This window comes from Kitasatospora cystarginea, assembly GCF_039533515.1.
GTDB lineage: Bacteria > Actinomycetota > Actinomycetes > Streptomycetales > Streptomycetaceae > Kitasatospora > Kitasatospora cystarginea.
The window spans coordinates 23,234-47,725 of record NZ_BAAATR010000009.1 but is presented as its reverse complement, the minus strand read 5'-3'; the positions used below and the strand labels follow the sequence as shown (position 1 = coordinate 47,725).

Genomic DNA, 24,492 nt, shown 5'->3' with positions numbered 1-24,492 from the left:
GACCCCGGCTGCCGGCGCTCCAGGTGCCGGACCGCACGGTCGACTGGGCACTCGGCGCGGCCACCGGGCGGCAGCTCGGAACGGCCGGGGCTCTTCACCGACCCGGCCGCCCCATGCACCTTCGACTACGTCGAGGGCCGCTTCGGCTGAGGCGGCCACCCGTCGCACCGAGGAGCGGGGCTACCGCCCGCCGGGCGCCGGACCTACCGACCGTCAGCGCTCGCTCCGCCCCGGTGGAGCGAGTCCAGCAGCGCCAGTTCGTCCGCACCGAGGCGCAGTGCGCCGGCGGCCACGTTGGCGGCCAGGTGATCCGGGTCGCCGGTACCGGGGATGGCCAGTACGTGCGGGCCGCGGTGCAGTGTCCACGCGATCCGCACCTGCGCCGCGCTCGCTCCGTGCGCACGGGCGACGGAGAGCACCTCCGCGCTGTCGGTGCCGCTCGCGCCGGCCGTACTACCGGCGCCGGCGATCGCGTAGAACGGCACGAACGCGACGCCCTGCTCGCCGCAGCCGCGCAGGAACTCGTCCTGCTCGGGCCCTGCGCCGAGGCCGTACCGGTTCTGCACGCAGACCACCGGTGCGATGGCCCGGGCCTCGGCGAGGTGGTGGGGGTGGACGTTGGACAGGCCCAGGTGGCGGATGAGCCCGGCATCGCGCAACTCGGCCAGTGCGCCGAAGCGCTCGGCGATCGAATCCGTCCCGACGATGCGCAGGTTCACCACGTCGAGGTGGTCGCGGCCGAGCTGGCGCAGGTTCTCCTCGACCTGGCCGCGCAGTTGCTCCGGCGTGGCATGGGGCAGCCACGCGCCCGACGGGTCGCGGCCGGGACCGACCTTGGTGGTGATGACGAGGTCGTCCGGGTAGGGCGCCAGCGCCCGGTTGATCAACCCGTTGGCGGAGCGCAGCGGCGAGAAGTAGAAAGCAGCGGTGTCGATGTGGTTCACACCGAGTTCGACCGCTCGGCGCAGTACGCCGATCGCCTGGTCGCCCTCGCGCGGGACGGCGTCCGGGACGAGCGCTCTGCCGTGCTGCGGCAGGCGCATCGCGCCGAAGCCGATCCGGTTGACCGTCAGGTCGCCGAGCTTCCAGGTGCCTGCCGCCGCAGCGGTGATCGTCTGTGAGGTCATGCCGGAATGATCAGCGGACCGTAGACTGGCCGCCAATGATTCGGACATGGCTGAATCCTCGCCGGAGGCGCGGTGGCGGAGCTGGTGTTCTCGGTGCGGGATCTGGCGCAGATGCGCTTCGCCGTATCGCCGATGTGGGAGGTCGGTCCCAGCTTCCGGCTGCTGAGCTCCGGAGTCGTGCATCCCGTGCACCGGGTCTGGACCGGGCAGGTGCGGCCGCGGGTGACGGCCGCCGGGTTGGACCGGGGATGGCTGGCCGAGCTGGTCCCGCCGTCGGGCTACGTCCCGGACTTCCTCAACCCGACACCTCCCGGCCCGGCCCCGACCCTGGCGGCCGAGCTGGACGGCATCCTGGCCGCAGACACCGAGCGGGTGCGCCACGACCTCGACCGTCTCCGCCGCGAGCAGGGCGGTCTCGGTCCCCGCTCGCGCGCCCTGTACGCCAAGCCGCAGACCCGCCTGGCCAAGGTCGCCGAAGAGATCCGGACCTACTGGGAGGTGGCGCTCGCCCCGTACTGGGCGCGGATCCAGGCGGTGCTGGACGCCGACGTCTCCCACCGGGCCCGGCAGATCGCCGAGCGCGGGGCGGCTCACCTCCTCAACGACCTGCACGCCTCGATGCGTTGGGACGACGACACACTGCGGCTGCTCCGCCGGTCCAAGGCCCTCTCCCGGCAGACGGCGGGGCAGGGGCTGCTGCTGATCCCCTCGGTCTTCACCGGACCGGTCCCGTTCACCAGGGTGACACCGCCGGACCCGCCGCAACTCGCCTATCCCGCACGCGGCATCGGCTCGCTGTGGGAGGAGCGGACCGCCACCGGGACCGCCGCCCTCGCCGCGGTGCTCGGCCGCTCGCGGACCCTGCTGCTGACCGAACTGGGGAACCCCGCGTCCACCACCGAACTGGCCCGGCGCAGCGGGCTCTCCCCGGCCGGGGTCTCCCAGAACCTGACCGCGCTGCGCGACGCGGGCCTGGTCAGCGCTCACCGGGCCGGCCGCTCGGTGATCTACGCCCGCACCCTGGTCGCGGAATCCCTGCTCGCCGCAGTCCCTTAGCGCTCGGTCGCCCGGACGACTACCGCAGCGGGGCGGTGGGGCGGTCGTCGCGGAGGCGGTAGACGCTGTTCTCGCGGTCGAGGATGCGCTCCTCCACCAGGTCGCGGCGCAGGCCGGCATGGTCGGCGTCGCCGCCCTCGCACCAGCGCCGCAGGATCTCGTTGACCTCGGGCTCGGCGTACTCGACACCGGGCGTGAACGACTGTGCGGCGACGTGCTCCAGGACGACCAGTCGCTTGCCGCGCTTGACGGGAAGCCGGTTCAGGCGGCCGTCCCGGACGAAGGAGCGGAGTACGGCCCCCGTCTGCGGGGCGGCAGGGCTCGCCGGGGCGGTCGGATGCGCCGGGGACCCGGAGTCCTGCTGGTCGGTGGGGCCCTGCGCGGTGTGGGAGGTCATGTCGGGGGTCCTCGTCTTCGACTGGTCGGGTGCGGAGGTGGTCGACTACCGGAGCGGTCGCCGAGTCGCCGTCATCCTGCCGTTGCCGCTCGCGCCGGCGCACCCGAATAACGGGCCGCCCGCCCGAACGCCGGGTACGTGCCCGGCCGCCGGCGCCCGCCCGCTCCCGACTCCGCCGCGCCGGGTGCACCGCCCCGGCCACGGCGATCCGGACCGTCGGGCATCCGGGTGCCGACACCGTCGATGGGCCGAGTGGCGGCGCAGTCTAATGCATCATCAGTATTCCCTGCACTGCGACAAGTTGATCAGAATCGCGGAGGGGTGACGGGATGCATAATCCATCGCGTGATCGCTTCTCTTGATGACGTCGAGCGCCTGCTGCGCCCCGCCGGGTACCTGGGGTTCGCCGCGCGCCCGCTCTACCTGCTGCCCTTGCTGCGCACGGGCTGCCTCTCCGAGCTGTTGACCGTGGAGGGGGCGGACGTGGGCTGGGCCGAGCGGTTCGGGGCCCGGGTGCACTCGCTGGAGGAGCAGATCGCACGCCGGGAGGACACGCTCAGTGGACGACATCTGGAGGAGCTGATGGACCTCCTGCCGGCCCTGATCGGAAACCGTTGGCGCGGACGGGAGTTCGGGCTGGCCGCCTATGGCACGTACCGCGAGCACTGGCGCCAGGCGATCGAGCGGACCGGCGCGAGCCTGCTGGTGCCGCCCGCGCCCGGTGGCGGGGACCTGCTGACGGACAAGGTGCTGATGCGCGACTGGTTCGAGCACCTGGGCGTTCCGGCGCCGGCCAGTGTGGTGGTCGACAGCATCGACTACCAGCTGCTGAGCGGGAAGTTCGGGCCGGTCTTCGTCGCCCAGAAGCCGAAGGGCAGTTCGGGCGGCAACGGCACCTACCTGGTCACCGGCGAACAGGAGGCCCGTGAACTGCCGCAGCGCAGCCGCTGGTTGGTGAGCGAGTACGCGGGCGACACCACCTTCAGCTTCAGCGGCTTCGTGCCCCGGGAGGGGTTCCCCGAGGTGCTTCGGCCCGCGCTCCAGCTCACCGGCGTGGAGGGGCTGGGCTCGGGCTTCGGCGGGTACGTCGGCACCGACTTCCAGGCACCCGCCCTGCTGCCGGCCGATGCGCTGGCGACCGGGCGCGACGCGATGGAGCGGATCGGCCGCGGCCTGGCCGAGCTCGGCTACCGGGGCATCTACGGCGGCGACTTCGCGCTGCGCGCGGACGGCTCGGTGGCCACCCTGGAGATCAACTGCCGGGTGCTGGGCTCCACCTGGCTGCTCGGTGAGCTGGAGTTCGGTGCCGGTCTGCTGCCCACCATGGTCCGACACTTCGCCGAGCGGCACGGCCATGACACCATCGGGAAGCCGGACCTCGATCCGGTCGACGCAGTGCAGTTGACGATCCGTCACATCGACTCGGCGGCGGTGCTGCTGGAGGCGCCGACCGGCGGCGTGTACGCCCTGGAGGGCGACCGGCTGGTCTTCCGGCGGCCGGGGGCCGGGCTGCTGGAGTGCGGGCCGGCACGCACCCAGGAGTGCGTGCTGGTCAACCTGCCCCGTGCCGGGACCCTGCTGAACCCCGGCGGCATCCTCGGTCGGCTGGTCACCCGCCGCCCGCTGACCGTTGCCGACGGCCGCTCGCTCAACCCGCATGGTCAGGTCCTCGTCAACGCGATGCGCCGTCTGTACTCTTTCGTGAACCCGGCGAGTTGACACGGACGCCCGGCGGGACGGGTGGATCAGCGGGTCGCCGACGCGGCCGGCCGGTGGCTTCCCTGGTCAGGGCGCGGCCCCGGATCACCCTGCCACGTGCGGGCGCCCGACGGAATCGATGGAACCGACGGCATTGCTGATTCCGGCCTCCAGGTTTGGGGGTGGCGCTCCGGTGGGAGGTGTTTCATGATCGCTTCGGCCGGGAGAGCGACGATCATGGAAAGGGGTGGGCCGACGATGGCTTCCATGGGGACGGTCATGAGTACACCGGGTGGGGACCTGTTCGGGGCGCCACTGCCGGAGTCCGATCTCGCCCGAGGCGCCGACCGGTTCGAGGGGGATGCGCACGAGAGGCTGCGGCAGTCGCTACGGGCCGTCGAGCGGGCCTTCGGAGAGCTGGACGCCTGCGACGCCGTGCTCGACCGGGCCACCGCCCGGGGCCGGGAACTCGCTGGGGAGCTGGGAAGGCTGGTCGCCGCGGAGAGCGAACAGGACGTCCCACCCCTGTTGGACGCGCTGAAGGAGCTCGCCGACGAGGTCCAGCGCTCGGAGGAGAGCCGCCGGGTGGTCGGCCGGATCCTCGGCCAGGACGAGCCCGCGGCGCGGCCGGGCGCGCCCGTCCCACACCTCCCGGAGGAGCAGCTGCCGCCCGTCCCGTCGGTGTACGACGAGCAGCCGGCCCGCTCGGACGGGCCGAAGGGCGTGTCGGGGCTGCTGGCCGAGTTCGAGCCGCGCCTCAGGGTCGCCCATGCCGAGCGGATCCGGCAGGCGGCCGACCACCTGGTGGGGACGGTACGGCGGCTGGTCGGGCCGGAGTTCATCGACACCGGGTTCGTCCACGACTCGCTGGTGGAGGCCGATCTGACCTTCGAACTGTGGCGGCGCTGCCTCGCGGACCGCCGCCTCGACCTGGACTGAACGGCCGCAGCACGCCGACCAGCCACGGCAACCCCGGTCGAGCGCGGGCTGCGCTTGCGGGCACCGGTAGCGGCAGGCGACGGTGGGCTCAGATCAGCCGGTCGCGGTGGCGGGCCGCCCTGGCCCGGACCAGGTGGGCGAACTCCGCCCGGCTCAGGGCCTCCTCTCCCGTCGGCCCCTCCTCGTCGTCCGGGGCGTTCTCGACGTGCTCGGCGTACAGCAGCCAGCAGCCGTGGACGGCGGAGACCAGGTCCTCCAGGAGGTCGCGGGCCGGGCGGCGGGGGTCGAGCGGGGTGAGGCGGACCCGGGAGAGCTCGGCGCGGAGTTTGGGGTCGTCGGCACCGTACTTGGCGATCAGCTCCTCGACCGGTGCGATCTGCGCGCGGAAGGCGACCAGGTCGGGCAGGACGCCGTCGGCGACCTGGAGGGCTTCGCCGACCAGGGCGGTGACCGCGTCGTACGGGGTCACCCCGGTCTCCAGCAACTGCAGGACGTGGGTGGGACTTTCGTGTGGGAGGGCCTCGATGTCGTCGGCGAAGCGGATCACGGCGGCGGTCGGGTGCCCGGACCGCTCGGCGGCGACCTCGGCGGCGGCGTGCAGCCAGTGCGCCGCCGCGACGGCCGCGGAGGTCGGGTCCACCGCGGTGAACAGCGCCTCCTGGCCGAACGGGTCCTGGCTGAAGAGCTGGTCGGCGGCGGCCACCTGGACCGGTGACGCGTCTTCCAGGCTGAGCAGTACGGCCTGCCCGGCCCGCCCGGTGAGACCGCCGAGCTCGGCGCTCTCCACGGCGGCGAGCTCGACCCCGACCTCGGTGCGTACGGCCGCGGTCAACTCCCGGTCGGCCAGGACGTGCAGGGCCCGGCCGACCTCGTGTGCGGACTCCAGCAGCGGGCTGTACTCCAGGATGATCCCCTCCTCGTCCGGGAGGTTCGGGCGGGTGATCGCGCGCAGCGCCTCGCCGAAGGCCCCGCGCTCCTGTTCGCGCCGCCAGTCCTCGCCGGTGGGCTCGAGCGGGTCGAGGGCCGCGGCCGGGTGGGTGTAGGTCTGCCAGGCGGCGGTGGAGAGCCGGGCGAGCGCCGCCGTCAGCCGGCTCAGCCGCGCGGGCTCGGACGCGTCGGGCACGGTGGCGACGCGGGTGGCGAGTTCGCCCTCGCCGGTCTCCCAGGTGGCGATGAGTTCATGGCGCGCCGGGTCGATGGCGTAGCGGGTCATGCGGACTCCTCTCCCAGTCGCCTCCGTGATACCACCTGTCGTCGGCGCTTCGGGGGCCGATCGCGACTTCACCGGCCGGAGGCCGAAAAGGATCCCCAACCCCGTTCTGAAGTACGGCTGTTGTGCGACTCTCGTACAGCCCTTCGATCAGCCTAGCGGGGTCCAGCGCCAGGGGCGGGGGCCGTGCCGGCCCTGGAGGCAGGCGAGCCGGTGGTGCGCCTGCTCCCGGTGGCGGTGCGGGGCGTCGGCGGCGCACTGGAGGGCGTAGCAGACGGCGCGGAGTTCGCGGATGGAACGGAGCAGCGGGTATCCGGGCCACGTCGTGACGTCACTGCCGTAGGTCGCACAGAAGGCGGTGTACTCGCGGTCGGAGTGGAGGCCGAAGGTGCGGTGGTCCACCGCGGTCGAGACCAGGTCCCACTCGGGCGGGCCCAGGGCGGTGCGTTCGAAGTCGAGCAGGTAGGCGGCGTCGGAGGTGACGGCGACGTTGCCGCCCCAGGCGTCCCCGTGGATCACCGTCGCCGGCCGGCCCGCCGGCAGCTCGGCGGCCCAGGCGGCGGTCAGGTCGGCGAGTCGCCGCCGTAGCCAACTCCGTTGGGATTCGGCCAGGGTGGTGGCGCCCTCGATGCGCTCGGCGAGGCGGACGAAGGGGTCGAGTCGACCGAGTCGGAGGCCCGCGGGAGGCGCGGGCAGGCCGTGCAGGCGGCGGAGCAGCGGTGCCAACTCGGCCGCGCGAGCACTCCGGTGGGGTGGCAGTTCGTGCCAGAAGGTGACCGGGCGCAGGTCCACCTCGACCGGGCCGGGGCAGTCGTCGAGCGGCCGTACGGCGGGGAGGCCGCAGCAGCGCAGCCAGTGGGCGACGGCGACCTCCCGTGCCGCGGCGGACCATTGGCCGGGTCTGGAGATCCTGGCGACGACTCCGTGCGCGAGGCGCCAGATCTCGTTCTCGCCGAGCCGGATCGGTACGGCACCGGCGGCGTGGGCGGCGGACAGCCCGGCGGCAGCGCAAGCCCGGGGCAGCAACGCGCGGGATGCGGTGGTCACGCCGTCCAGGGTATCGGCCGTGGCCCGCGCTCATGTGCGTTGTCGTCAATAGGTACTGGTGGCAGCCGAGTCGGCAGTCGGGTGGCACGAGGAAGGGCAGAGCTTCTCGTACTCGGTCAGCACCTCGTCGATCACGTGCTTCCGCTTGGCCTCGCAGGCGGCCGTCCTGGCCGCGTCCTGGCACTCCAGCCCGGCCTTGGCCCCCTCGAGGACGGCGATGGCCTGCCAGCCCTTGAGGATGCAGACCAGCTCGCGGCAGAGGCGGTCGACATAGTCGGCGACGGTGGTGAAGCCGTGCCACACCGCCCTCCGCTGCCGGGCCAGGGACTCGAGGACGGCCGTGCGGGGCCGAGGAGTTGCGATCGAGAAGTGGACGCCGGCCGAGTGTGCGCGCCGGACTGTCACCGGCGCGTCGCCGGACGGTCCCCGGCGGTCGGCAACGCGGTGGTGACGCTTGACGGCGCAGCATCGGGCCATGGCTGGATACCGGGCACTCGCCGCCGTCGGGCGCAGCGTCGTCGCGCTGCTCGACCGGCGCTTCGCCGAGCGGATCCCGGTCGGCCGCCGGCCGGAGGCGGTGCTGGCCGGGCCGCTGGACTTCGAGAAGGTGGACACCCCCGGGGCGGTGATCCGGCACCCGGCGGTGTCGGTCTACTGCTACCGGCTGAGTATCGACAAGGAGACCAGACCCGGTTGGTCGGCGGTGGCTGCGCGGGACGGCGTACCCCGGTTGCCGCTGCGGATGCATCTGATGGTCGCGGCCTGGGACCAGTACGTGGAGGCCGAGTTGGAGTGGTCGGGCCTGGCGGCGCAGGTGCTGGAGAGCGACAGCATCCTCACCGGGCCGCTACTTGACCCGACCGGGGACTGGGAGGCCGGGGACATGATCCAGCTGGTCGCGGACGAACTCGCGATGGACTCGCTGAGCGAGGCGTTCCAGGCGTTCACCACCGAGTACCGGCTCTGCCTGCCGTACCTCGCGCGGGTGATCCGCATCGAGGGGCCGGCTCAGGGAGCCTCCGGACAGGTCGCCACGGTGGCGGCCGGGGTGTCGGAGGTGCGGCGATGACCGGCCGGCCGCCGGGCCGCGGGACGAGCGGAGCGGTGGGCGGCGGAGCCATGGGTGGAGAACCGGTCTACGGCGGGGCACCCGGCGGTGGAGCCCTCGACGTGCTGCACCGGCTCGCGCTCGCGGTGTCCCCGGTCGACGCCAGGACGAACGGGCCGGTCGCGCCCGGCGTCCGCGCCGACCGGGAGGCCGAGGGCCCGGTCGACCGGTTCGGCCGCTCGCTGCTGCGGGTGCTGCCGCTGGAGGCGCACGGCGGTGGTACGGCCTTCGTGCTGCGCTACGGCAGCGGCAGTTGCGGCGGTGGCGGGGTGCGCGGCCGGACGGTGAGCCTGCGGATCGCGGACCCGGCTGCCCGCTGGGTACCGCGCCGGTTCACCCTCCCGCTGTGGAGCCGGGCCGAGCTGGCCGAGGCCGACCGGCAGCCGCCGGGCATGTTCGTACCGGTGGCGGCCCGGCTGCTGCGGCCGTGGCTGCTGCCCGGGGTGGCCTACCCGGTGGCCCGGGGGGCGACCGGGCTCCGGCTGCGGGTCACCCTCGAGGGGGCACCGGTGCGCTGGCCCAGGGTGGAGGCGTTCGGCCCCGGCGGCCTGCGGGTCGGCTGGGCACACGGCGACCAGTACGGCCAGCTGCTGCTGCTGGTGGACGGCACCGGCGCGCTGCCACCGCCGGCGCCCTCGCACTTCGACGTCGCGCTGCGCGCCCACATCCCGGATCCGGCGGCCGCGCCACCGCCCGAGGCGCTGGACCGGCTGGACGCGCTCGACCCGCTGGACCCTCTGGGGGACTTGGTGGTGGAGGCCGTCGACCGTTCGCACAACCCGCCCCGGCCCGAGGACCTGGACAACGACGTGCTGCGTGGCATCGCCGTCCCGCCCGGCTATCTGACCGCCACCGGGGACGCCGTCCGGTCGCTCACCGTCGGCCAGGTGGTCCGCGCGCCCGACCTGCAGTTCAGCTGACGTGCCGACCCAGCGACCCGCGACCGAGGAGGTCCGCCCGTGCCCGAGTACCTGACCCCCGGTGTCTACGTCGAGGAGACCAGCTTCCGCTCACGCTCCATCGAGGGAGTGCCCACCAGTACCTTCGGCATGGCCGGGCGGACGGAGTACGGCCCGGTCCCGTACAGCGTGGCCGGTACGACGGTGGTGCCCGGGCCCGCACTGGTCACCAGCTTCACCGAATACGAGCGGGCCTTCGGCGGTCTGAGCATCGACGGCGATCCCTGCTGGCTCGCCCTCGCGGCGCGCGCCTTCTTCGCCAACGGCGGTCGGCGGCTGTACGTCTCGCGGGTGTTCAGCTACACCATGACCGGCACCGGGCCGAGTCAGGTGATCGACCAGGACCGGAACTTCGCCGCGCTCGCCCTTCCGCTCGGGGCCAAGACCCCGCTGCTGCGCTGGCGGGCCCGCCGGCCCGGTACGGCCGGCGCCCGGATCAACGTCTCGGTGGCGTTCCGGCGCAGCAAGAACGTGCTGGTCGGCGGCCGGCTGACGGGGGTCCAGCCGGCCACCCATGGCTCCGCCGCCCACCGCTCCGCTCGTCCCGCGGCCCGGCGGCCGGCCGGTCATCGCCGCACCTGGTCTGCGGCCTGGCGCCCGCGCTGCTCGGCGCGACCTCGCGGCCGGACGCCGGCGGGCCGCGCCTGGAGGTGGGCTCGGTGCACTTCTCGCGCGGTGACACCTGCCTGAGCTTCTGCGTCACCGCACCGCTCGCCGAGGGCTCGCTGGAGCACGCGATCGAGATCCACTCGCTCTCCGACCGCGGCCTGGGCTGGTCGCGGGACGAGGTGCAGTCGATCCGGCTGACCGACGGCGGGCTGCGGGTGGTGGTGGACCTCGACCGGGCGCCCGCCTACGAGCTGGTGCGGGTCCTGATCCGGGGCACCGGGCCGGCGCCGTGCTACGGGCGGGACCCGAGAGTCCCCTTCGCCGGGCTGCGCGGCGGCCCGCCGGGGAGTCCCGACGACGGCCACGACGCCGTGTTCACCGCACAGTTGACCCGTACCGACCGCGCCGGGAGGGCAGACTCATGACCACAGCGGCCGGCACCGGCGACACCACCGGTCAGCCTTCGTCGGGTTCGGACGGCACCCCGTCGACGGCCGACGGCGGCATCGACCGGCTCAACCCCTTCGACGGCCTGTTCCTGCGCGTCGAGCACCTCGTCCGGATGCAGGACTACGCCCTGGCGCTCGCCACCGCGGTCGGCGCGGCCGGCGGCCCCGGGGTGGTGGAGGGCTTCGAGGTCACCAACAGCCAGGGGGTGCTGCAGATCGGCGGCGGCCTGGCGATAGACGGGTACGGCCGGCCGCTGCGCTCCGGCCGGGCGGTCGCGCTGCCGCTGGCCGATCTCAGGCCCGACACCGACACCTACTGGTGGGTCGAAGTCACCTCCGCCGCCTGGGAGTACGGCGAGAGCGCGGTCCAGGGGACGCTCTGCGACGACCCCTGCTCGGGCGGCGCCACCCGCCGTCCGTACCTCGCCGAAGGGGTGCGGCTCAGGCTGACCCCCGCCACCGAGGGCGCCCTGGGCAGCCGGCCGCCCGCTGACCGGCGGGGCTGGCTGGCCTCGCGGCTGTTCGCCGCCGAGCGGGCCGAGGCGTCCCCGTGGCCCTACGATCCCGCCGGATGGTCCGTCCTGCCGGGGAATTGGGCCCCGCCGCCGGCCGCCGCGACCAGGCCGACCGCGGTGCGGCTGGCGGTGGTCCTCCCGGTCGGCGACGACCACAAGGCCTGGGAGGTGGACATCTGGGCGGCCCGGCGGGAGCGGGGCGCACCGCCGCCGCAGCGCTACTGGCAGGGCCGGCTCGGGATGCGCCCCTGGGACGTCTTCATCGCCTAAGTCCTCCAGTTCCAGGCCCTGTTGGCGGAGCGTGCGCTGGCGCGTCCGCTGCCCGTCTCGGGTCTGGCCGCGCTGACCGAGCGGCTGGCCCGGCTGGACGATTCCTATCTGCGGCGGCACACCAAGACCGAGCTGGGAGAGGAGATCGCCCGGATGGTCGAGCAGTCGGGTGCCGGTCTGCTCGACGGCGCACCGGCTGCCGGCCAGGACCAGGTCGCCCTGTCGGCGCTGGGCATCCACGAACTCCCGCCCGCGGGCTACCTGCCGTGCAGCTACAGCACCACCGGCGACCTCCGCGCGGTGCTGGACCGCCTGCTGGGCGACGGGGTCGACCTGCGGATCTGCCAGTACGGCCTGGCCGAGATAGCCCAGGCGGTCCAGGAGGCGCAGCGCCGGGACCGGATCCCGCTGGCGGCGGCGTGCCGGCCGGGCGTGGACATCCTGGTCCCGACCGACCCGTGCGGGGAGCAGCAGGGGAGTTGGGTGGCCTTCGTGCGGCGCGCGGTCCGGTACTGCGGCGGGGAGGGCGCGGTCGCGGCCGAGTCCGCTGTGAATTGAGGTGCGCAGCGGTACCGGAGGTCAACCGGTTACCCTCGGTTGCCGAAAGGTGACGTTGGGGTGACGAAGTGCGCATACCATCTGCAGGTCGGGCTTCGAGCAGGAGGGCCGTCCATGCACGCACAGTTCCCGGAGTCGCCGGTACTGATCCCCGGACAGGGGCAGGCGCCGACTCTGCATCTCTTCGGCGGGCCGCGGGTGGTCCAGGCAGGGCGACGGCTGGAGGTTCCCGAGGGGAGCAAACGGCTGCTGGCCTTCGTGGCCCTGAACGGCGGCCGGGTCGAACGGCGGCATGCCGCAGGAGTGTTGTGGCCACTCGGCGACGACCTGCGGGCCGCGGGCAATCTGCGCTCCGCGCTGTGGCGGCTGAGAGCCGCCGGCATCGACATCCTGGACTCCGACAAGTACGCGCTCAAGGTGCGCGAACACACCGTGGTCGACCTCTACGTCCTCTGCGACTGGGCGGGCCGGCTGATCGACGGTACGGCCACCGCCGGGGACCTCTGCGCGCTCAAGTGGCGGGCGGACGCGCTCGATCTGCTGCCCGGCTGGTACGACGACTGGGTGCTGATCGAGCGCGAGAGGATCAGGCAGCGGCTGCTGCACGCGCTGGAGGCGCAGAGCCGCCATCTGGTCCGGGCCGGGCGGTTCGCGGAGGCGGTGGAGTCCGCGATGGTGGCGGTCGGTGTGGAGCCGCTGCGCGAGAGCGCCCAGCGCTCGCTGATCGAGGCGCACCTAGCCGAGGGCAACCTGGTGGAGGCGCTGCGCAGTTACGACGCCTACCGCAGCCTCACCCGGCGTGAGCTCGGGGTCGAGCCCGGCGGCGAGCTGGCGGCGCTGCTGCGGATGTACTGCGAGTCCGGCCGCCGCCGGCTGCGGACGGAGGGGGCGGGCCGCTCCTGAGCCGGCGCCCGCGGAGCTCCCGCACGCCGGTGCGCCGGGCCCGCCGAGTCCGTCGACCTGCTGGTCCGGCGTTCAGGTCCCGTTCGGCGGTGTCGGGTTCCGTGTCGGCGTCAGGCTCCCTACGGCAGCGCCACTTCCGGGTGGCGCTAGTTGCCGGGTGGCGACGCCGGGTCCGGTTCCCCGGTCGTGTCGAGTTCGCCGGGCAGGCGTCACGTCCCGTACATCAGCAGGCTCAGCGCGGCGAGGGTGACGGCGGCGCCGGAGGTGAGGAAGACGTACTCCAGCCAGCGGCGCTCGCGCCCGTCCAGCAGTACCTGGGCCGGATCGGCGGGGTCGTAGGTGATCCACACCCGGCTGCCGTCGGTCAGGCAGCGGGAGCGGCTGGACGGTACCGGGGAGAACACCTCCACCACCTCGCCGTCCGCGGTGGTGAACTGCAGCAGCGGGCGTGGGCTGCCCAGCAGGTCCTCGGCGCTCAGCGCCCGGTACCTGACCAGCGCCCGGGCCGGCAGCCCCACCCGCCGCAGCCGCCGGATCTCCCGCAGCCCGGCCCGCCCCGCGAGCAGGGCCAGCAGGCCGCCGAGCCCCGCGAACAGTGCCGGACCGATCCAGAGCGTGCCGCCCATCGTCCCATCCCCCTGCTCCAGTGAACTTCCGGTGAACTCTGCCGACTTTCCGGGCGGTGGAATTCCCGGTTCTGATGTGACCTTCCCCTCGCCGAACCGGGGGGCTCGTCGATTTCCGCTAATTTCCGCGGACCAAGGAAGCGGTGCGGCCCTCTCCAGTCTGCGCCCGTTGCCGCCGGTCCACCCCTCTGTCCTGCGGATATTCCGGACCGCCCGGTCCGGGGCCGGGCCGGGGAGCGGCCGGGACGCGTCAAGACGGCGTCAGGAGAGCAGTGTTCATGGTCAACACGCCGTCAGGAGGTCTTGCGATACCGTGGATCCGGCCTAGCGTCGGTGGTGCCCTTCTCCGGGTCGAGGACGATCCGCAGAGCATTCCGCAGAGCTTTCCTTCGCAGCAGGAGGCCCGCTGTGACCAGCACCGAAACCGCCCCGGAAGAGCCTGACGAACATACCGCCAGGTACGTCCCGGTCCGGAGCGTCGGAACCGCGAGCGTGCTCCGGTTCTTCCGCCGACGGGACGGCAGCCGCTGTGTCCTGGCCTTTGGTTCGGCCGCGGATGCGCGCGAACTGCTCGGTCCCGAACAGGAGTTGATCGATCTGGCGCTCCCCGCACTGCGGGAGATGATCGCCCCTCTGGGCGTCCGGCACATCGTCCTGGATCCCAAACTGGTCGCCCCCGCCGTCACCGACACCCCGCAGCGCCCGTTCACCGCACTGGAGCCCCAGCGGTGAGCGCACTGCCGGTGCCCGCCGCGCGGCTGGACGAGCTGGATGTCGCCTTACTGCGGGCGCTGCGCGCCGACGGACGTGCCCCGGCGGGCATGCTCGCCGAGCGGCTGTGCGTGACCGAGGCCGCCGTGAACGCCCGGCTGCGGCGGCTGGCCGCCGACGGGGTCCTCACCGGGGTGCGCGCCGAGGTGGACCCCTCCGCCCTGGGGCGGCCGCTGCTGGCGGTGGTCCGGGTCCGCTACGGTCCGAACCCACTGGATTTCACCCGTTTGGCGGAACATTTCCCGGCCGTCCAGTCCGGGCTCGCCCTCGCCGGCGAGGCCGACCTTGAACTGCACCTCGCCTGCGTCGACCGGTGGGAGCTCCGCGCGGTGGTGCACGGGCTGCGCCAGGCCGGAGCCGCTCACGTTCACGCGGAACTCGTCCTCCGCCGTCTCACCGCCCACTGAACCGGCGGGGTGCCGGCCCCGCGGGGTGCGGCGGGGAAGTCCCCTGCGGGGCGCGGGAGACCGCGCCCCGCAGGAGCTGGTGCCCCGCCCCCGAGAAGGTCCGCCGGGGCCCGCGAGGTGATGCGCCGCCCTGCCGCCCGGCAGATGCTGAGGACATGTCCCACCACCTCAGCGGACCCGGCGGCCGCTCTCCCCGTGGCGACCCGAGACTCGACCTCACCGACGTGTACGCGTTCGCGGTGCACGGCGGCCGCACCGTGCTGATCATGAACGTCCATCCGGACGCCCCGGCCAAGGGAGCCGCCTTCCACCCGGGCGCGGTCTACCGTCTCAACATCGACACCGACGGCGACCACCGCGCCGACGTGGCCTACAGCTTCGTCTTCTCCGACCCCGCGGACGGCCCGCAGACCGCCGCCGTGCACCGGGCCACCGGCGAGCAGGCCCGCGCGCACCAGGTCGGCGGGAAGCAGCTGCTCACCGGCGTCCCGGTCGGTCTGGACATCGAGCCCGCCGTGGTCGTGGACCACACCTTCAAGTTCTTCGCCGGGCTGCGCAGCGACCCGTTCTTCGTCGACCTGGACGGCATCGTCAAGGGCTTCCAGTGGACCGGCGTGGACTGGAGCGGCGACAAGAACGTCCTGGGCATCGTGCTGGAGCTGGCCGACGAGGACCTGGGCACCGAGGGGCCGTTCGGCGTCTGGGCCAGGGTGAGCCTGCACGAGAACGGGCGGCTGACCCCGGTCGACCGCGGCGCCCACCCGTCCCTGATCGCGTACTTCGCCGAGAACGACGACGCCAGGGCCGCCTACAACGCCGGGGAGCCCGCCGACGACCTGGCGACCCATCTGGCGCCGTTCGCCGCCGTGCTGCAGCACACCGGCGGCTACGAGCGGGCCGCCGCCGAGCAGGCCGTGCGCACCGTCCTGCCGGACATCCTGCGCTACGACCGCAGCAGGCCCGCGGCCTACCCGAACGGCCGGACCCTCACCGACGACGTGACCTCCGCCCGGCTCGCCATGGTCACCGGCGGCAGGATCACCACCGACCACATCCCCGCCCACACCGACCTGCTGCACGACTTCCCCTACCTCGGCAACCCCCACCACGCCAGACGCCCGTAGCACTCCGGGCGCCTGGCCGGCTTATCGTGGGACCGGACGTACACGCGAGCGAGGAACGATCCCCCGTGGCCGCTGGTGGCGGAACCCTGCGCGTCTACCTCGGCGCCGCGCCGGGAGTCGGCAAGACCTACGCCATGCTGGCCGAGGGCCGGCGGCTGCGTGCGGGCGGCCTGGACGTGGTGGTCGCGCTGGCCGAGACGTACGGGCGGCGCGGCACCGAGGAGCAGCTCGGCGACCTCCCGGTGGTGCCGCGCCGCGCCGTGCACTACCGGGGCATGGCGCTCACCGAGATGGACCTGGACGCGGTGCTCGCCCGCCACCCGGCCCTGGCGCTGGTGGACGAGCTCGCCCACACCAACGCCCCCGGCAGCCGCAACACCAAGCGCTGGCAGGACGTCCGGGAGCTGCTGCGGGCGGGCGTCGACGTGGCCACCACCCTCAACATCCAGCACCTGGAGAGCCTGAGCGACGTGGTCGAGCAGATCACCGGGATCGTGCAGCGCGAGCAGATCCCCGACGCCGTGGTGCGGGCCGCCGACCGGATCGAACTGGTCGACCTCAGTCCGGAGGCGCTGCGCACCCGGATGGCACAGGGCGAGCTCTACCCGAGCGACCGGATCGACGTCGCCCTGGACAACTACTTCCGCGCCGGGAACCTGGGCGCGCTGCGTGAGCTCGCGCTGCTCTGGCTGGCCGACCGAGTGGAGGAGGAACTCGCCGACTACCGTGCCAGGCACGGCATCCGGGCACCCTGGGAGACCAAGGAGCGGATCCTGGTCGCGCTCAACGGCACCCGGCAGGGCGAGCACCTGGTCCGGCGCGGTGCCAGGACGGCCGCCCGGGTCCACGGCGACCTGATCGGCGTTCACGTCCGCACGGACGACGGAGCCATCCAGCACGAACCGCCGGGCCTGGCCGCGCAGCGCGCCCTGCTGCGCGAACTGCACGGCAGCTACGTGGAGATCGGCGGGACCGACGTCGCCAGGACCCTGGTGGACTTCGCCCGGACGGAGAGCGCCACCCAGATCCTGCTCGGCCCGACCGGCCGGTCCCGGTTGCGGGAGCTGCTGACCGGCTCGGTGATCAACCGGGTGATCCGGATGGCCGGACCGATCGACATCCGGGTACTGCCACCGCCGTCCCCCGAGCAGACGGCGCTGCCGAGGGCCCCGCGCCCCCGCCGGCCCGCCCGCGTCCCGGCCCGGCGGTGGTGGACGGCCTGGCTGCTCGGGCCGCTCGGGGCACTCGCGGTGGCTGCCGCGCTGTCACCGCTGCGCGGCTCGCTGGGCCTGTCCGAGATCCTGCTCTGCCTGCTGCTGCTGGTCGCCGGGGTGGCCGGGCTCGGTGGACTGGCACCGGCCGCCGGGACGACCCTGACCTCGGTCCTCGCCGCGGACTACTTCTTCACCACGCCCTGGCACAGCCTGGTGGTCAGCCAGGGCGCCGACCTCGCCCCGCTCGGGGTGTTCCTGTGCGTCGCGGGGATCATCAGCCATCTGATCGACGGGCTGACCCGCCGCTCCCAGGAGGCGGCCCGGGCGCGGGCCGAGGCCCAGGCCCTGATCAGGCTGGCGGGGGAGACGGTCCGGGGCGAGGGCCGCACGCTGCGCCGCCTGCTGTCCGAACTGCGCCGGGCGTTCCGGCTGGAGGCGGCGGGCATCCTGGCGCCGACCGGTGCGGGCTGGCGCCCGGTGGCCTCCTCCGGCGGTCCGCTGCCCGCCCGCCCACAGGACGCCCCGTTCGCTGCCGAACTCGGCCAGGGCACCGTGCTGGTGCTGGCCGGCGGGCCGATCGACGAGGAGAACACCCGGCTGCTGGGCCCGTTCGTCACCCAGTTGCGGCTGGCCGAGGAGCACGAGCGGCTCACCCGGGAGGCGGCCGCCGCCCAGTCGCTGGCCCGTACCGACGCGCTGCACACCACCTTGCTGGAAGCCCTCGCCCATGACCTGCGCGGACCGCTGGCCGCCATCCGGGAGGCCGCGGCCCGGCTCGATGCCGCGCCCGAGGCCGAGACCATCGCCGCCGAGACCGAGCGGCTGAACCACTCCGTCGCCAACCTGTTGGACCTCAGCCGGCTGCGGGCCGGTCGGGTCCCGGTCGCACTCCGCCCGACGTCGCTCGGCGAGGTCCTGCACGCGGCCGTGGCCAGCCTGCCGGGTACGTGGGCGGAGCTGGCGCTCGGTCCCACCACCGGACTGCCACCGGTCGAGGCCGATCCGGGACTGCTGGAGCGCGCGCTCGCCAACGTCCTGGTCAATGCGCGGGCCTGGTCGCCACCGGGCGCGGCGGTCCGGGTCGACACCGGGACCGTGGCGGACCGGGTGCACCTGCGCGTCATCGACCGGGGGCCGGGCATCGCCCCCGAGGAGCGCGAGCGGATCTTCCAGCCCCTGCGCGGGCGCCGGACCGGGCCGGGCGGAGCACGGGAGACCGGTACCGGGTTCGGACTCGCGGTGGCCAAGGGCTTCGTCGAGGCCATGCGCGGCGAACTCTCCGTCGAGGGGACCCCGGGCGGCGGCGCGACCTTCGTGTTCAGCCTCCGCCGGTCCGACCGCTGAGCCGACTGCCGATCCGACCGCAGGACTGCCGATCCGACCGCAGGTTGGTCCGCCGGGTTGGCCGGTCAGCTCGCGGTCGTGCCCGCCGGACGGGCCCAGGCCGCCGCCCGGCCCGACAGGCGGGGCATCGGCGCCCCGCTGCGCACGGTGAACTCCAGGCTCTCCAGCAGTTCGGACGGTGAGACCACCAGGACCTCGCATCCGGCGTGCGAGCGGCAGTGGCGGGTCACCGAGCCGTGGATCACGTGCTGCAGGCGGCCACCGCGGCTCGAGCCGAGCACCAGCAGGTCGGTGGGCCGGTCGGCGGCCGCGACCAGGGCCGGGCCCGGATCGGCGCGCACCACCACCGGGCGGATCACCAGGTCGCTCGGGTAGCCGCCGAAGGCCTGCTCGAAGACGGTGTCCATCATCCGGTGTGCGGAGTGCTCCAACTCCGAGAGCGGGCGCAGCCGTTCGGCGTCGGCACGGCTCCAGGCCGTGACCGGGACCAGCACCGCGCTGCGCCGGGCGGCCTCCTCCACGGCCCGGTGCACCGCCGCCAGGCTGCTCAACGAGCCGTTGACCCCAACGACCACCCGGACACTCTCGACCATTGCCATCCGCTCCCATCGGGATCCTGGACCAGTGCCGGCATTCCACCTCCATTCGACCTCGAACGGCCCGCCCGGCAGCGCGGTTTGACGCGGACCGTACGCCGTGACCGGCAACCTTGACGCGGTCTTGACGCAGCGCGCCCGACGGGCGGGCCGAGGGCGTCAAAGCGGTGTCAAGGTTTTCTGACGCGACATCAGGAATGCGTCAGAACCAGGGAGGACGCCCCGGCCCGCGCGGTTGGCTGCGGCTTGGCCCGTACCCGTACCGATTCGCCGCCCGCCTCGCACTTCCCCGCCGCGGGCCCGTCCGAGAAGGTCGCCCGATGTTCCAGCAGGCTCCCGAGAGGGACGTCAACGTCCGTACCGTCACACCCCGTGCGTCCCAGATGCCCGCCGGGAGGCGACATCGGGCGGCAGGCGGGCTCTTCGATCCCAAGCAACTGGTCACCTCCTTCCCGGAAGCGCTGCGCAAGCTGCACCCCCGGCTGATGCTGCGCAACCCGGTGATGTTCGTGGTCGAGGTCGGCTCGGCGCTCACCACCCTCTCGGCCGTGGTCTCGCCGAGCGTGTTCACCTGGTTGATCAGTGTCTGGCTCTGGCTCACGGTGGTGTTCGCCAACCTGGCCGAGGCGGTCGCCGAGGGGCGCGGCAAGGCGCAGGCGGAGTCGCTGCGCAAGGCGCGGACCGGGACGGTCGCCCGGCGGCTGCTCAGGTGGCGGGTGGGCCTGGAGCACTGCGCGGAGGAGCGGGTACCGGCCGAGGCGCTGCGGCAGTACGACTTCGTGGTGGTCGAGGCGGGGGAGACCATCCCCGGTGACGGCGACGTGGTCGAGGGCATCGCGGCCGTGGACGAGTCCGCGATCACCGGTGAGTCCGCGCCGGTGATCCGCGAGTCCGGCGGTGACCGCAGCGCGGTGACCGGCGGAACCAGGGTGCTCTCCGACCGGATCGTGGTGCGGATCACCTCCAAGCCCGGGCTGACCTTCATCGACCGGATGATCGCCCTGGTCGAGGGCGCCGAACGGAAGAAGACCCCGAACGAGATCGCGCTCAACCTGCTGCTCGCGACCCTGACCGTGGTCTTCATCCTGTGCATCGTCAACCTCCAGCCGCTGGCGATCTACGCGGGCGCTGAGCAGAGCCTGACCGTCCTGGTCGCCCTGCTGGTGGCGCTGATCCCGACCACCATCGGCGCGCTGCTCTCCGCGATCGGCATCGCCGGCATGGACCGGCTGGTGCAGCGCAATGTGCTGGCGATGTCCGGCCGGGCGGTGGAGGCGGCCGGCGACGTGGACGTCCTGCTGCTGGACAAGACCGGCACCATCACCTTCGGCAACCGGCAGGCCACCCGATTCGTCCCGCTCCCGGGCGTGGACGGTGCCCAGCTCGCCGAGGCCGCCCAGCTCTCCTCGCTCGCCGACGAGACCCCCGAGGGTCGCTCGATCGTCGTCCTCGCCAAGCGCCACGGGCTGCGCGAACGGGCCGAGGGTGAGCTCGGGCGGATGGAGTTCGTCCCGTTCAGCGCGCAGACCCGGATGAGCGGGGTCGACCTGAGCTGGCCCGACGGCAGTCCGACCGTCCGGGTGCGCAAGGGCGCGTCCGCCGCCGTCTCCGCCTGGGTGTACGAGCTGGGGGGACAGGTCCCGCCGCAGGCGCACCAGGCGGTCGAGATCATCTCCTCCGGCGGCGGCACCCCGCTGCTGGTCGCCGTCCACGACCGGCACGGTGCCCGGGTGTTGGGCGTGATCCAGCTCAAGGACGTGGTCAAGGACGGCATCCGGGAGCGCTTCCTGCAGCTGCGCCGGATGGGCATCCGCACCGTGATGGTCACCGGGGACAACCCGCTGACCGCCAGGGCGATCGCGGACGAGGCCGGGGTGGACGACTTCCTCGCCGAGGCCACCCCCGAGGACAAGATGGCCCTGATCAAGAAGGAGCAGGAGGGCGGCAAGCTGGTCGCGATGACCGGCGACGGCACCAACGACGCCCCCGCGCTGGCCCAGGCCGACGTCGGTGTCGCGATGAACACCGGCACCATGGCGGCCAAGGAGGCCGGCAACATGGTCGACCTGGACTCCAACCCGACCAAGCTGATCGAGATCGTCGAGATCGGCAAGCAGCTGCTGATCACCCGTGGTGCGCTCACCACCTTCTCGATCGCCAACGACGTCGCCAAGTACTTCGCGATCATCCCCGCGATGTTCGCCGGCGTGTACCCGGGTCTGCACCACCTGAACATCATGGGGTTGCACAGCCCGACCTCGGCGATCACCTCGGCGATCATCTTCAACGCACTGATCATCGTGGCGCTGATCCCGCTCGCCCTGCGCGGCGTTCGCTACCGCCCCTCCTCGGCCTCCGATCTGCTCGCCCGCAACCTGAGGGTGTTCGGGCTCGGTGGTCTGGTGCTGCCGTTCGTCGGGATCAAGCTGATCGACCTGGTGGTGCAGTTCATTCCCGACCTGTGAGCCAACCCGCCCGAGGCGCCCTTGGGTTCGACACTCCCCGGAGCGGCAGCCGGTGGCGTGCCTGCGGCGCTTCGGAGCGGCCGTACCGAACGGTCAGGGCTGTCCGGCGGGCTCGCGCTGCGGGCTGCGGCCACTGGTCTTCGGCCGGAGCGCCGAGCTGTCCCCGCCGCCCGGTTGTGCGGTCGGGGTCTGCCGCGTCCGGGCTCCGGGCGGGCCGGCCAGGCGGGCCCAGGTGACCAGGACGAGCGGAAGTGCCAGGTAGCCGAACCGGCCCGCCGGGGCGAGCGAGAAGGCCAGCGTCAGGCCGAGGGCCAGCCGATCCGCGGCCGCGACCAGGGACGCGGGCGGGCGCAGGAACAGCGACACGGCGAGAACGGCACCACCGGCGGCCAGCATGGCGACGGCCGTGGACCACCCTGCCGGACCTGACCCGGCCAGCAGACGGCCCGGCAGCGGGCTGCCGGCCGGGGTCGGCACGGCGGCGCGGCCGGTGGGGAACGCCAGTACCTGCTCGGCCATCTCGTGCGGCGCGACGAGTGCCACCGGCAGCACCAGCGCCGCCGTGGCGGCCAGGCAGACAACGGCGCACCGGACCGCCGGCCGTCGGCCGTGCACGGCGGCGAGCAGTGCGAGCGCCACCGGGAGCGCAGGCCAGGCCGACCACTTGATCGAGCAGGCCAGCGCCAGTGCCAGTCCGGTCGCGACCGGACGTCCGCGCGCGGCGAGCGCCAGACCGAGACAGCACGCACCGGTCAGCGGCAGGTCCACCCCGCTGACGCAGAGCGGCAACGCCACCACCGGCGAGGCGACAAGCGCCACCAGTCCGGGACCGAACGGCGGCCGGCCGTCGACAGGCCGCCGACCCGCGGACCCTCCGGCTGCCACTCGCCCGCCCGGCAGCCGACCGGCGCCGGTCCGCCCGTGCGCCGTCTGCCGCCCGAATGGCGTCCGCCCGGAGCCCACCGCCTGCCCGAATCCCGTCCGGCCGCCCGCACTCCGCCGACGGCGCGGGCGCTGCACCAGCCGGCCGGCCACCAGACACCCCGTCAGTACGGCGGCGCACCACAGCCGAGCGTCCGCGAGCGGGGTCGCGCCCAGCAGTACACGGGGTAACCCGAGCAGGGCCACCCCCGGCAGGTAGGGGGTGAAGTCCTCCACCTGCCGCGGGTCCGGGTGGTACGGGCTGCCGCTGTGGATGAGCAGGTCCGCCGAGCGTTCGATGACCGCGACCTCGGACTGCCCCTGCCCGGTGGCGACCAGTACCGTCAGCGGCAGCAGCACCGCGCCGGCCAGCGCCACCAGCGCCGAAGCGGCGCGAGAGCGAGAACCGGGCGCCCAGGCCGCCACGGCGGCCGCCAGCAGATAGCCCATCGCCGCGAACAGGCCCCAGCGCCGGTGCGTCGCCAGCCCGGACAGCAGCGGGAAGGACCCGGCCCAGGCCGCCGAGAGCAGCCACCCGGCCGCCCAGAGGGCCGGAGTGTCCCGCCAGGTACCGTTGCGGCGGCCGGTCGGACCGGGAACGGTGTCGGTGCGTTTGAGTCGGTAAGTCGTCACCTGCTCATTGGACTGTCGAAGCCGACGGATGGTCAGGAGACCTGCCTTGAACATCGATGGTCGACTTTTCCCCACCCTCCCTGTCCCTTCCCGCTCCGGACGCGGCCGCCGTCACCCGCCCGGCCGTCGACTAGGGTCGAGTGGTCCGAGCGGCATCGACGGAGAGGGGGCCGCATGTCGGGAGAGCCGGCCGCCGAGCCGTCCGGGCTCGCGCTGTGGAACTCGCTGAGGTCGCGCCCGGTGCGCTTCCTGTGCTCGGGTTGGCCGTGGCGCTGCTGGGCCTACCTGCTGAGTGGCGCGCTGCTGGGTGCGGTCACCCTCGTGTCGGCCGCCTGACCCCGCGCGAGCGCGAAGTCCTCGCGCTGATGGTCGAGGGCTGCAACAACCAGTCCATCGCCCGCCAACTGGTCGTCACCGAGGCCGCCGTGGTCAAACACGCGGGCAGCATCTTCACCTTTGTTCTCCCAGGATGCCCCGGGCTTAAGGCTGGGGAGATGGGGGTCCCCCCGCCCGGAGGGTGGGGGAGGGTCCTTGGGTCGGAGCCGTGAAGCGGCGGAGTGATCTTCGGAGGTTTGGACGTGAGCTGTTGTCAGTGACCTTCGGTAGGTTGACCGTGTGCACCTCCGGTACCCCTACCGCGTCTGCCCGATGCTGGGTCAGCGTGCCGCGCTGGCCCGGACGTTCGGGTGTGCGCGGGTGGTGCACAACGACGCCCTTGCGGCGCGGAGGGAAGCCCGGAAGGCCGGGCAGCCGTACCCCAGGAGCACCGACCTGCAGAAGCTGGTGATCACGGAGGCGAAGAAGACCCCGGAGCGGGCGTGGCTCGCTTCGGTCGGTGTGGATCCGCTGATCCAGTCCCTGCGGGACCTGGACACGGCATACCGGAACTTCTTCGATTCCGTGTCCGGCAAGCGCGCCGGAAGGCCGGTTGGGCTCCCCGGATTCAAATCCCGCAAGGAGTGCGACACGAAGTCGCTGCCCATCAGTGGTTCTACAGGAAGAGAGGAATAGTCAACGACTGGGCCAGGTGGTTCACGGCCTCGATGAGAGGCATCAACGTGCACCACCTTACGTACCGCAGCAAGGGCGGCAGCGACCTCCCAAGCAATCTGGAACTGATTCACACGCAATGTCACCGGCAAGTACACGCCGGAGACCGGAAGATGAGTTCCTGACTAGCGGGCAGAGACCTGCCCGAGCCGGATGCGGTGAAAGTCGCACGTCCGGTTCCTAGGGGGCCGGGGCACAGCAATGTGCCCCGGCTACCCGACCAACCGGCAGTCGCTTCGCTTCTCCCGCAACGGGTTCCGTATCCGCTCGAACGGGAAGCTGAACTTGGCGAAGATCGGCGACGTGCGGGTGAAGTGGTCCCGTTCCCTTCCGGCGGAACCGTCGTCCGTGACGATCGTGCTGGATCCGGCGGGCCGGTACCACGCTTCGTTCGTCGTGGACGTCGAACCCGAGCACATGCCGGAGGTCCCCTCAACAAGCTCGACCTCGACCCGGCCGACGGCAACCGACGCGTCCTCGCCCACCTGCGCGCGGA

Annotated in this window: 27 protein-coding genes and 1 pseudogene; 19 read left to right on the top strand and 9 right to left on the bottom strand. The window is 73.2% G+C overall.

Annotated features, from left to right (window positions below):
- Positions 1–203: 203 nt before the first annotated feature.
- The gene (locus ABD369_RS12580; RefSeq protein WP_344636415.1) at positions 204–1,127 is read right to left on the bottom strand and encodes an aldo/keto reductase; all 924 of its coding nucleotides are present in this window, start codon (positions 1,125–1,127) and stop codon (positions 204–206) included.
- A 111-nt stretch (positions 1,128–1,238) separates the two neighbouring features.
- Here ABD369_RS12580 and ABD369_RS12575 point away from each other — a divergent pair, with 111 nt between their 5' ends.
- Positions 1,239–2,183 (top strand): ArsR/SmtB family transcription factor, encoded by a 945-nt coding sequence (locus ABD369_RS12575; protein ID WP_344636555.1) that lies wholly within the window; start codon positions 1,239–1,241, stop codon positions 2,181–2,183.
- Between the two features lie 19 nt (positions 2,184–2,202).
- On the opposite strand, the gene ABD369_RS12570 is transcribed toward ABD369_RS12575, so the two are convergent.
- A complete protein-coding gene (locus tag ABD369_RS12570) occupies positions 2,203–2,580 on the bottom strand; it encodes a DUF2087 domain-containing protein (RefSeq protein WP_344636414.1) in 378 nt (125 codons plus the stop codon).
- A 345-nt stretch (positions 2,581–2,925) separates the two neighbouring features.
- On the opposite strand from ABD369_RS12570, the gene ABD369_RS12565 reads away from it, so the two are divergent.
- Positions 2,926–4,299, top strand: a complete 1,374-nt coding sequence (locus ABD369_RS12565) for a hypothetical protein (protein ID WP_344636413.1) — start codon at positions 2,926–2,928, stop codon at positions 4,297–4,299.
- 258 nt (positions 4,300–4,557) lie between these two features.
- Positions 4,558–5,217, top strand: coding sequence for a hypothetical protein (locus tag ABD369_RS12560; RefSeq protein WP_344636412.1), 660 nt, complete (start codon positions 4,558–4,560; stop codon positions 5,215–5,217).
- Between the two features lie 88 nt (positions 5,218–5,305).
- On the opposite strand, the gene ABD369_RS12555 is transcribed toward ABD369_RS12560, so the two are convergent.
- The 3 genes from ABD369_RS12555 to ABD369_RS12545 form a co-directional block, all read right to left on the bottom strand.
- On the bottom strand, positions 5,306–6,430 hold the full coding sequence (locus ABD369_RS12555; protein WP_344636411.1) for a hypothetical protein: 1,125 nt from the start codon (positions 6,428–6,430) through the stop codon (positions 5,306–5,308).
- Positions 6,431–6,577: 147 nt separating this feature from the next.
- Positions 6,578–7,474, bottom strand: a complete 897-nt coding sequence (locus ABD369_RS12550; protein ID WP_344636410.1) for a phosphotransferase family protein — start codon at positions 7,472–7,474, stop codon at positions 6,578–6,580.
- 45 nt (positions 7,475–7,519) lie between these two features.
- Positions 7,520–7,777, bottom strand: coding sequence for a hypothetical protein (locus ABD369_RS12545; RefSeq protein WP_344636409.1), 258 nt, complete (start codon positions 7,775–7,777; stop codon positions 7,520–7,522).
- Between the two features lie 172 nt (positions 7,778–7,949).
- Here ABD369_RS12545 and ABD369_RS12540 point away from each other — a divergent pair, with 172 nt between their 5' ends.
- The 7 genes from ABD369_RS12540 (at position 7,950) to ABD369_RS12510 (ending at position 12,845) form a co-directional block, all read left to right on the top strand.
- A complete protein-coding gene (locus ABD369_RS12540) occupies positions 7,950–8,543 on the top strand; it encodes a Pvc16 family protein (protein ID WP_344636408.1) in 594 nt (197 codons plus the stop codon).
- Positions 8,544–8,593: 50 nt separating this feature from the next.
- Positions 8,594–9,502: a hypothetical protein gene (locus ABD369_RS12535; protein WP_344636407.1), complete on the top strand. Its 909-nt coding sequence runs from the start codon at positions 8,594–8,596 to the stop codon at positions 9,500–9,502.
- A gap of 39 nt (positions 9,503–9,541) precedes the next feature.
- Positions 9,542–10,231, top strand: a complete 690-nt coding sequence (locus ABD369_RS12530; RefSeq protein WP_344636406.1) for a hypothetical protein — start codon at positions 9,542–9,544, stop codon at positions 10,229–10,231.
- Positions 10,201–10,575 (top strand): hypothetical protein, encoded by a 375-nt coding sequence (locus ABD369_RS12525; protein ID WP_344636405.1) that lies wholly within the window; start codon positions 10,201–10,203, stop codon positions 10,573–10,575. Before ABD369_RS12530 ends, ABD369_RS12525 begins: the two co-directional genes overlap by 31 nt.
- Positions 10,572–11,384 carry a hypothetical protein gene (locus tag ABD369_RS12520; protein ID WP_344636404.1) on the top strand — a complete coding sequence of 271 codons (813 nt, stop codon included), beginning with the start codon at positions 10,572–10,574 and terminating at the stop codon, positions 11,382–11,384. The genes ABD369_RS12525 and ABD369_RS12520 overlap by 4 nt, the downstream gene beginning before the upstream one ends.
- A 21-nt stretch (positions 11,385–11,405) precedes the next feature.
- Positions 11,406–11,942: a hypothetical protein gene (locus ABD369_RS12515; RefSeq protein WP_344636403.1), complete on the top strand. Its 537-nt coding sequence runs from the start codon at positions 11,406–11,408 to the stop codon at positions 11,940–11,942.
- 114 nt (positions 11,943–12,056) lie between these two features.
- Positions 12,057–12,845, top strand: coding sequence for an AfsR/SARP family transcriptional regulator (locus ABD369_RS12510; protein ID WP_344636402.1), 789 nt, complete (start codon positions 12,057–12,059; stop codon positions 12,843–12,845).
- A gap of 209 nt (positions 12,846–13,054) precedes the next feature.
- Here the strand turns inward: ABD369_RS12510 and ABD369_RS12505 are convergent, their stop codons facing one another.
- The gene (locus tag ABD369_RS12505; RefSeq protein WP_344636401.1) at positions 13,055–13,471 is read right to left on the bottom strand and encodes a DUF3592 domain-containing protein; all 417 of its coding nucleotides are present in this window, start codon (positions 13,469–13,471) and stop codon (positions 13,055–13,057) included.
- 408 nt (positions 13,472–13,879) lie between these two features.
- On the opposite strand from ABD369_RS12505, the gene ABD369_RS12500 reads away from it, so the two are divergent.
- The 4 genes from ABD369_RS12500 (at position 13,880) to ABD369_RS12485 (ending at position 18,331) form a co-directional block, all read left to right on the top strand.
- Positions 13,880–14,203: an SAV_915 family protein gene (locus ABD369_RS12500; RefSeq protein ID WP_344636400.1), complete on the top strand. Its 324-nt coding sequence runs from the start codon at positions 13,880–13,882 to the stop codon at positions 14,201–14,203.
- Positions 14,200–14,649 carry an Lrp/AsnC family transcriptional regulator gene (locus ABD369_RS12495; protein ID WP_344636399.1) on the top strand — a complete coding sequence of 150 codons (450 nt, stop codon included), beginning with the start codon at positions 14,200–14,202 and terminating at the stop codon, positions 14,647–14,649. Before ABD369_RS12500 ends, ABD369_RS12495 begins: the two co-directional genes overlap by 4 nt.
- 155 nt (positions 14,650–14,804) lie before the next feature.
- Positions 14,805–15,773 carry a DUF4331 family protein gene (locus ABD369_RS12490; RefSeq protein WP_344636398.1) on the top strand — a complete coding sequence of 323 codons (969 nt, stop codon included), beginning with the start codon at positions 14,805–14,807 and terminating at the stop codon, positions 15,771–15,773.
- A gap of 65 nt (positions 15,774–15,838) precedes the next feature.
- Entirely contained in the window at positions 15,839–18,331 is a 2,493-nt protein-coding gene (locus ABD369_RS12485) for an ATP-binding protein (protein ID WP_344636397.1), read from the top strand.
- Positions 18,332–18,396: 65 nt separating this feature from the next.
- Here the strand turns inward: ABD369_RS12485 and ABD369_RS12480 are convergent, their stop codons facing one another.
- Complete coding sequence (locus tag ABD369_RS12480; RefSeq protein ID WP_344636396.1) at positions 18,397–18,924, bottom strand: universal stress protein; 528 nt, start codon at positions 18,922–18,924, stop codon at positions 18,397–18,399.
- Positions 18,925–19,310: 386 nt separating this feature from the next.
- On the opposite strand from ABD369_RS12480, the gene kdpB reads away from it, so the two are divergent.
- A complete protein-coding gene (gene kdpB / locus ABD369_RS12475) occupies positions 19,311–21,392 on the top strand; it encodes a potassium-transporting ATPase subunit KdpB (RefSeq protein WP_344636554.1) in 2,082 nt (693 codons plus the stop codon).
- Positions 21,393–21,485: 93 nt separating this feature from the next.
- Here kdpB and ABD369_RS12470 read toward each other — a convergent pair whose 3' ends face one another.
- Positions 21,486–22,946 (bottom strand): hypothetical protein, encoded by a 1,461-nt coding sequence (locus tag ABD369_RS12470; protein WP_344636395.1) that lies wholly within the window; start codon positions 22,944–22,946, stop codon positions 21,486–21,488.
- Between the two features lie 174 nt (positions 22,947–23,120).
- On the opposite strand from ABD369_RS12470, the gene ABD369_RS12465 reads away from it, so the two are divergent.
- The 4 genes and pseudogenes from ABD369_RS12465 (at position 23,121) to ABD369_RS41110 (ending at position 24,121) form a co-directional block, all read left to right on the top strand.
- Positions 23,121–23,282 (top strand): hypothetical protein, encoded by a 162-nt coding sequence (locus ABD369_RS12465; RefSeq protein ID WP_344636563.1) that lies wholly within the window; start codon positions 23,121–23,123, stop codon positions 23,280–23,282.
- Positions 23,276–23,494, top strand: a pseudogene (locus ABD369_RS12460) (response regulator transcription factor); the annotation flags it as partial. The gene ABD369_RS12465 and the pseudogene ABD369_RS12460, both read left to right, overlap by 7 nt.
- A 67-nt stretch (positions 23,495–23,561) precedes the next feature.
- Entirely contained in the window at positions 23,562–23,957 is a 396-nt protein-coding gene (locus ABD369_RS12455) for a helix-turn-helix domain-containing protein (protein WP_344636394.1), read from the top strand.
- A 32-nt stretch (positions 23,958–23,989) separates the two neighbouring features.
- Complete coding sequence (locus ABD369_RS41110; protein WP_425557601.1) at positions 23,990–24,121, top strand: HNH endonuclease; 132 nt, start codon at positions 23,990–23,992, stop codon at positions 24,119–24,121.
- An 87-nt stretch (positions 24,122–24,208) separates the two neighbouring features.
- On the opposite strand, the gene ABD369_RS12450 is transcribed toward ABD369_RS41110, so the two are convergent.
- Entirely contained in the window at positions 24,209–24,481 is a 273-nt protein-coding gene (locus tag ABD369_RS12450; RefSeq protein WP_344636393.1) for a hypothetical protein, read from the bottom strand.
- Positions 24,482–24,492 lie beyond the last annotated feature (11 nt).